8 protein-coding genes are annotated in these 6296 nt (G+C 72.0%); 2 read left to right on the plus strand and 6 right to left on the minus strand.

Features of this window, described 5'->3' with window-relative positions:
- Nucleotide 1 precedes the first annotated feature (1 nt).
- Entirely contained in the window at nucleotides 2-916 is a 915-nt protein-coding gene (locus AB0B76_RS12465) for a ParA family protein (RefSeq protein WP_360373815.1), read from the minus strand.
- A 397-nt stretch (nucleotides 917-1313) separates the two neighbouring features.
- On the opposite strand from AB0B76_RS12465, the gene AB0B76_RS12470 reads away from it, so the two are divergent.
- The gene (locus AB0B76_RS12470; RefSeq protein WP_360373818.1) at nucleotides 1314-2153 is read left to right on the plus strand and encodes a siderophore-interacting protein; all 840 of its coding nucleotides are present in this window, start codon (nucleotides 1314-1316) and stop codon (nucleotides 2151-2153) included.
- Here the strand turns inward: AB0B76_RS12470 and AB0B76_RS12475 are convergent.
- Both AB0B76_RS12475 and AB0B76_RS12480 read right to left on the minus strand, forming a co-directional pair.
- Nucleotides 2148-2804, minus strand: a complete 657-nt coding sequence (locus AB0B76_RS12475) for an SIMPL domain-containing protein (protein WP_360373821.1) — start codon at nucleotides 2802-2804, stop codon at nucleotides 2148-2150. The two genes, AB0B76_RS12470 and AB0B76_RS12475, sit on opposite strands and share 6 nt — an antisense overlap.
- A 25-nt stretch (nucleotides 2805-2829) precedes the next feature.
- Nucleotides 2830-3465, minus strand: coding sequence for a DUF1707 domain-containing protein (locus tag AB0B76_RS12480; RefSeq protein ID WP_360373824.1), 636 nt, complete (start codon nucleotides 3463-3465; stop codon nucleotides 2830-2832).
- 307 nt (nucleotides 3466-3772) lie between these two features.
- Here AB0B76_RS12480 and AB0B76_RS12485 point away from each other — a divergent pair, with 307 nt between their 5' ends.
- Complete coding sequence (locus AB0B76_RS12485; protein ID WP_360373827.1) at nucleotides 3773-5050, plus strand: hypothetical protein; 1278 nt, start codon at nucleotides 3773-3775, stop codon at nucleotides 5048-5050.
- A gap of 210 nt (nucleotides 5051-5260) precedes the next feature.
- On the opposite strand, the gene AB0B76_RS12490 is transcribed toward AB0B76_RS12485, so the two are convergent.
- The 3 genes from AB0B76_RS12490 to AB0B76_RS12500 are packed head-to-tail and all read right to left on the minus strand — an operon-like array spanning nucleotide 5261 to nucleotide 6225.
- On the minus strand, nucleotides 5261-5494 hold the full coding sequence (locus tag AB0B76_RS12490) for a hypothetical protein (RefSeq protein ID WP_360373830.1): 234 nt from the start codon (nucleotides 5492-5494) through the stop codon (nucleotides 5261-5263).
- Nucleotides 5495-5542: 48 nt separating this feature from the next.
- On the minus strand, nucleotides 5543-5863 hold the full coding sequence (trxA, locus tag AB0B76_RS12495) for a thioredoxin (protein WP_360373832.1): 321 nt from the start codon (nucleotides 5861-5863) through the stop codon (nucleotides 5543-5545).
- Nucleotides 5860-6225 (minus strand): MerR family transcriptional regulator, encoded by a 366-nt coding sequence (locus tag AB0B76_RS12500; RefSeq protein ID WP_360373835.1) that lies wholly within the window; start codon nucleotides 6223-6225, stop codon nucleotides 5860-5862. Before AB0B76_RS12500 ends, trxA begins: the two co-directional genes overlap by 4 nt.
- Between the last annotated feature and the right edge of the window lie 71 nt (nucleotides 6226-6296).

The raw sequence follows: 6296 nt of genomic DNA on the forward strand, positions 1-6296 counted from the left end.
GTCACAACCTCTCGAACATCTTGAGCAGCTCGTCGACGCAGTCCTGCACGTTGGCGCGCACCTCGGGCGGTACGCCACCCGCCATGACGGTCGGCACCCCGTGCCGGCCCGCCGCCGCGTAGGCGCTGCTGCGGTCCCGGATGAGCGTGTCGAACACGGGCACGCCCAGCGCCCGCACCTCGTTGATGAACTGGGCCTGCACGTCGATCGGGCCGCCGCTGTGCCACTGCACCATCGTGAAGAGCACCGCCACGCGCGGCATCCGCATCGCGGGCGCCTCCGCCGGCGCGGCCTCGCGGTGCTTGTTGAACGCCTTGGTGAGGTCCAGCAGCCGCTGCCCCATGACCTGGATCGCCTCGGTCGACAGGAAGTCGGGCCGGGCGGGCATCAGGAGCATGTCGGCGGCGATCGTGGCCATCTTCGTGGTGAGCGAGAACGCGGGCGCGCAGTCGATGAGCACCACGTCATACTTCGAGAACGCCGGATCGCTCAGGTCCTCGGCGAGCCGCCGGTGCAGCCCCACGAACTTCGCGGCCCGGATGTTGCCGCTGCCGTCCACCGCGCCGGGAATGAGACTCTCGGAGTTGATGATGTGCGGGTCCGACGGCACCAGGTCGAGCCAGCCGCCCTGCTTGCCGATGAGCGCGTTGCACCGCGGCGGGCTGAACACGAGCTCGGCGAGCACCTGAGCGCGCCCCTTGTCCGGCGCCCGGAACCACGCCCCGATGGTCTGCAGCTTGGACAGGAACAGCTGCGACTCGTCGACGGTGAAGAACGACTTCGTGAGGCTCGCCTGCGGGTCGAGGTCGACCATCAGCACCTTCAGGCCGCGCGCGGCGAGCCCGGCACCCAGGTTGGCGGTGACGGTCGTCTTGCCCACGCCGCCCTTGTTGTTGACGACGGCCACGATCCTCACGCCCCACCACCTCCGCGCTCTCGCACCACGCAGGACGGTAGAGGACTTGCCGCGCCACCGGCACCGCCGTTCGACATGCGCGCTCGACCCGTGAAGCCGACCCATTCCGGCTGCGTCGCCCCCGGCGCGCCCGGCCTCGTGAACGGCCCGCCCGGGTCCGGGTTACCGCGAACCGGCAAGTCGGCCGCTGTGGGCTGCGGGCTCGATAGGTCGGCCGCTCCGCGCCGCGACTCGGCTCTTCGACAAAGTCGGGCGCTGCGCGCTGCGGGCCCGATAAGTCGGGCGCTCCGCGCCGCGACTTATCGGACTTATACCCCGTCCGGGGATTCGCCGGTTTCTGCTGTCCGACGTTTCAGGGACAAGCAGGTCGGCGCCGGGTGCGACTACGCTGATCATTGTGGACGCTGTTCTCGCCGGGCCCGCGCGGCCCGCACCCGTCACGCATACCGGCCGGGTCGTGCGCGCCGAGCGCGTGACCCCGAACCTGCACCGGGTCGTGCTCGGGGGTGACGGGCTGGCCCGGTTCGCCGCGGGCGAGCACACCGACCACTACGTCAAGCTCATGTTCCCGCGGGCCGGCGTCGACTACCCGCGGCCGTTCGACCCGGCCCAGGCCCGCGCGAGCATGCCGCGGGAACTCTGGCCCGTCACGCGGACGTACACCGTGCGCGCCTGGAACCCCGCCACCCGCGAACTCACGCTCGATTTCGTGCTGCACGGCGACTCCGGGCTGGCCGCGCAGTGGGCGGTCCACGCGCGCCCCGGCGACGAGCTGCACTTCGGCGGGCCGGGCGGGGCCTACTCGCCCGACCCGGAGGCCGCCTGGCACCTGCTCGCCGGCGACGAGACCGCGCTGCCCGCGATCGCGGCCGCGCTGGCCCGGGTGCCGGCCCACGCGGCGTGCACGGCGCTCGTCGAGGTCGGCGACCCGGCGGACCGCCAGGACATCCCCGGCGTCACGTGGCTGGTGCGCGGCGCGGGGCCGGTCGGCTCGATGCTGGTGCCGGCCGTGCTGGCCCAGCCGTGGCCCGACGGCGCCGTGCACGCGTTCGTGCACGGCGAGGCGACATTCGTCAAAGAGCTGCGGCGGTACCTTCGCGTGGAGCGCGGCCTCCCCCGCGAGCGCATGTCCGTGTCGGGGTACTGGCGGCTCGGCCACGACGAGGACGGCTGGCAGGCCTCGAAGCGCGCCTGGAACGCCCAGATCGAGGCCGAGCAGGAGCCGGCGTTCTCATAGGACCGGCGCGGTGATCGTGAAGCGGGCCTCGACCTGGGCGGACACCCGCTGGCGTTCGGGATCGAGCTCCAGGTCGGCGTACCCGCCGCCGCTCGCCTTGCTCTTCAGGAACCCGCTGCCGTAGCCCTGCGCGAGCGGTCGCACCCCCTCGGTGCGTCCCAGGCCGGCGTCGGCCAGTTCGACGAGCTCGACGACCTCGGCGCCGAGCGCCTCGGCGTACTCGCGGGCCCGGGCGATCGCGTCCTGCACCGCGTCGCGCCGCGCCTCCCGATGCACCGGGCTGTCCGGCCGCACCGACCAGACCGGCCCGCGGACCTGGGTCTGCTCCTGCCCGGCGACGGCGAGCATAATCTCGCCGAGCGCCGCGAAGTCGCGCACCCGGACCGTGGTGGAGACGCTGCCGTTGTACGCCGAGACGCGCTCTCCGCGCTTGCCGCCGCTCTCGGGGTACACGTGCAGGGCTCCGGTTTCCCGCTTTTCCACCGCCTCGCCGAAGCGCTCCAGAAGCTGCCGCAGCCCGTCGGCGCGTTCACGCAGCCGGGCGAGCGTCGTGTCCCGGTCCCGGTCGCGCGCCGACACCACCACCGTGAACTCGGCGAGTTCGGGGTCGACCTCGCGTACCGCCTCGCCTCGCACCGCAACCGTCGTCATGGCGCACAGCGTAGGAGCCCCGGGCTCAGGCCTCGGGGCCGTGGCCCTCCTCGAGGGAGCGTTTCTTGCGCCGCTTCCGTTCGACGCCGACGCCGCCCCAGAAGGCGAACCCGGTCACCGTGATGCGCGGGGCGCCGTGGCGGCCGGGGCCGGACGCGTCCTGCCCGAAGCCGCCCATGAACCCGGCGCCGGTCACGTGGACCTCGGCGTCCTCCGGCACGATGACGTTGACGCCGCCCATGACGGCGAACGCGCGGATCTTCACCTCGCCGTGCAGGATGCGGGCCTCGCGCAGGTCGATGGTGCCGCCGCCCCAGAGCGAGAAGGACGTGAAGACCTTCGGCACCAGCCAGGGGCCGCGGCGGGTGAAGCCACTGAAAACGGCGACGGCGGTACCGGTGCTGGGTACCTCCCCGGGCCGGGGCGGAACGCCGTCCATCATCGGCATCGGCGTCGAGCCGGCCGTGGGAAGGTCGCGGACGACGGGCTCCAGATCGGCGTACGTGCGGGCCGCGTACACCGCGTGCAGCCGCTCGTCGACCTCGTCCAGGTCGAGACGGCCCTCGGCGGCCGCGGTGCGCAGCACCTCCGCGATGCGCTCGCGGTCGGCGTCCGATGCGCGCAGTTGCCGGGGGTCCATCCGCTCGGGCAGGTCGGCCATGGCGAACAGCGTAGGCCGTACGCGCCTCGAATTGGGGGTCACGCGATCCACCGCTCGGCGGGGCCTGCTCCCGGGTCGGCCGTCACGCGGGTCGGCCGTACGGGTGACCGATTGTCCACTGTGGTCGCGACACGTCCTGAAAATTCCGGATAAAACGGTCGGCGCGCGTATCCTGCCCGAACACCCTCTTCGCAAACCGAAGACTTGCGCTAGGGGCTCGGTAGCGTTTTGGATGTGCTGGCGGACCGTGTGCCACCGTCCGTGAGCGGCAGCGTCGAAGCTTCCCGATCATATGGAGGATCCATTCATGACCCATGGCGGGGATCTGCTGACGCAGCGTGACGACGCCGCGGCGCGGCCCAACTTCACCCAGCAGGTTCGGGGGTACGACAAGCGCCAGGTCGACCAGTACCTCAACCAGCTCGACCGGCAGATCGCCAGCCTCACCACCGATCGCAAGCGCGCCGCCGGCCAGGCCCAGGATCTGACGAACCAGGTGCAGGACCTGACCGCGCAGCTCAAGCAGCTGCAGGCGGAGCTCAACGAGGTACGCCAGCGGCCGGCCCGCGTCGACCGCGCCTCCTTCCGCCACCTCGGCCCGATGGTCGACCAGATCCTCGCGCTCGCCGAGAAGCAGGCCGGCGTGATCATCGACAACACCGAGCAGAAGGCGGCCGAGCACCAGGGCAAAGCCGAGAAGGCGCTCGCCGAGGCCCAGGAGCGGGCCGAGAAGCTCATCGCCGAGGGCGAGGCCGCGCGCGAGCGCTCCGAGGCCGAGGCCAAGCGGGTCCACGAGCAGAGCGTCGAGCACATGGAGAAGACGCGCTCCGAGGCCGACGCCCTGGCCGAGGCCGCGCGCCAGCAGGTGCTCCAGGAGGTCAAGGCCGGCCGTGCCCAGGCCCAGCAGGAGCTGGCGCAGTGGAAGGCGGCCGCGCAGCGCGAGATCGAGGAGCTCAAGGGCGCCGTCGAGCGGGAGCTGACCGAGGCGCGGCAGAACACCGAGCGCGACCTGACCCAGCAGCGGCAGGCCTCGGACCAGAAGAACGCGGCGCTGCACGCGGACGCCCAGAAGTACGCCGCCGACCTGCGCAAGCGCTCCGACGAGGACAACGCCCGGCACCAGCAGCAGCTTGCGGTGGTACAGCAGGACGTGCAGGCCCGCCAGAAGGCCCTCACGCAGCTGCAGGCCGAGCACGAGGCGACGCAGACGAAGCTGACCGAGGGCCGCCGCGAGTCGACGGAGCTCGGCCGCGAGGTCAACACGCTGCAGCAGCGCCTCGCCGAGACCAAGCAGAGCCTCACCAGCGAGCTGACCCGCCTCGAGCACGCCCGCCAGGCCGCGGACTCGGCCGAGCGGCACGCCAAGGAGGTCCGCGCCCGCGTCCAGCGCGAGGCGAAGCGCGTGGCCGACCTGGCCGCGGCGGCGGTCATGGCCGCGGCGGCGGGCGGCGGGGACACGGGGGAGTACCCGAAGGTGCCCGCGCCGCCGGTCCAGGTCCGCCAGGTGCCGGAGCAGCTGCCGACCCAGCCGGACAGCGCCTCGGCGCCGGACGCGCGGCGCGAGGAGTCTCCCGAGCAGGCCTGACTCTCTTTGCTGCACTTCCGGAAACGGCCGCCGCGGGCTTTCCCGTGGCGGCCGTTCGTGGTTGTGATGCGGATATGTCGGGCGCTGCGCGCCCCGCTGCGCTCGACATATCCGCATTTTTCGCCTGGCCGGGCATAAGTCCGATAAGTCGCGGCGCGGAGCGCCCGACTTATCGGTTCCCAGCGTGCGAGCTTGGGAACCAGCGAACGTTCAAACCCGGGACGTGAACGCGTGCAGGTAGTGCTGCTCGCCTCGATCCCACGCGTCGAGGGCGCGATCGGCGAAGGTCTGCATCGTTTCGCACACCTCTTCGACCGGGTCGAGCAAAGCGAGTGCCCCGTGTGCCTCCAGGCCGGCCCGGGCCAGGCGAAGCAGCTCGCGAGCGACGTCCTGGACCGGATACGGGCCGACCGTCGCGCTCAGCCCTTTGACGGCCACGTCCATGCCGGCGCGATCGATCTCGGCCGCTGCGGAACGCGCCGGGCGCCCGACTCAGCGCAGCGCCGAGTCGATCTGCTCGCGCAGCTTGGCCTTCGGGCGCGCCCCCACGTGCTGGGACACGACCTCGCCGCCGCGGAAGACGGTGAGGGTCGGCATGGACAGCACGCCGTACGCGCGGGCGGTCAGCGGGTTGTCGTCGGCGTTGAGCTTCACCACGCGCGCGCGGCCCTCGAACTCCGCGGCCAGCTCGTCCAGCATGGGCGCGATGCGGTGGCACGGCGGGCACCACTCGGCCCAGAAGTCCACGAGCACCGGCACGTCGCTGGCCAGTACCTCGTGGGCGAACGTCTCGTCGGTGACCTCGGTCGTCATGCGGGCTCCTCCAGCGTTTGGGCCTGCGCCAGCTCGTGGGAGACGACGCTGCGTACCGCCTGCAGGCGCGCGATGCACCCGTCCAGGTCGGCGAGCTTGCGGCCCAGCACCTCGATCGAGCCCGGGCACTCGGCGCCCGAGGCGCGGCCCGAGCGCAGGCACTCCACGAAGGGGCGCGTGTCCTCGAGGTTGAAGCCGATCTCCAGCAGCGACCGGATCTCGCGTACCAGCCGCAGGTCGGACTCGTCGTACTCGCGGTAGCCGTTGGAGGTGCGCCGCGCGGCGATGAGGCCGTGCTGCTCGTAGTAGCGCAGGGCCCGAGTGCTCGTGCCGGCCCGCTCCGCCAACTCGCCGATCCGCATGCAATCCACGCTAAACGTTGACGCCCATGTCAACGCTAGTCCGGCGCCGAGAGACCTTGCGTGGCTGTTCG

The sequence above is a fragment of the Dactylosporangium sp. NPDC049140 genome (genome assembly GCF_040648435.1).

What these genes read in the sequence shown, in the direction of transcription:
- AB0B76_RS12485 (WP_360373827.1), top strand. Translation starts at nt 3,773, where the DNA reads ATGACCCATGGCGGGGATCTGCTGACGCAGCGTGACGACGCCGCGGCG.
- AB0B76_RS12480 (WP_360373824.1), bottom strand. Translation starts at nt 3,465, where the DNA reads ATGGCCGACCTGCCCGAGCGGATGGACCCCCGGCAACTGCGCGCATCG.
- AB0B76_RS12500 (WP_360373835.1), bottom strand. Translation starts at nt 6,225, where the DNA reads ATGCGGATCGGCGAGTTGGCGGAGCGGGCCGGCACGAGCACTCGGGCC.
- AB0B76_RS12490 (WP_360373830.1), bottom strand. Translation starts at nt 5,494, where the DNA reads ATGGACGTGGCCGTCAAAGGGCTGAGCGCGACGGTCGGCCCGTATCCG.
- trxA (WP_360373832.1), bottom strand. Translation starts at nt 5,863, where the DNA reads ATGACGACCGAGGTCACCGACGAGACGTTCGCCCACGAGGTACTGGCC.
- AB0B76_RS12475 (WP_360373821.1), bottom strand. Translation starts at nt 2,804, where the DNA reads ATGACGACGGTTGCGGTGCGAGGCGAGGCGGTACGCGAGGTCGACCCC.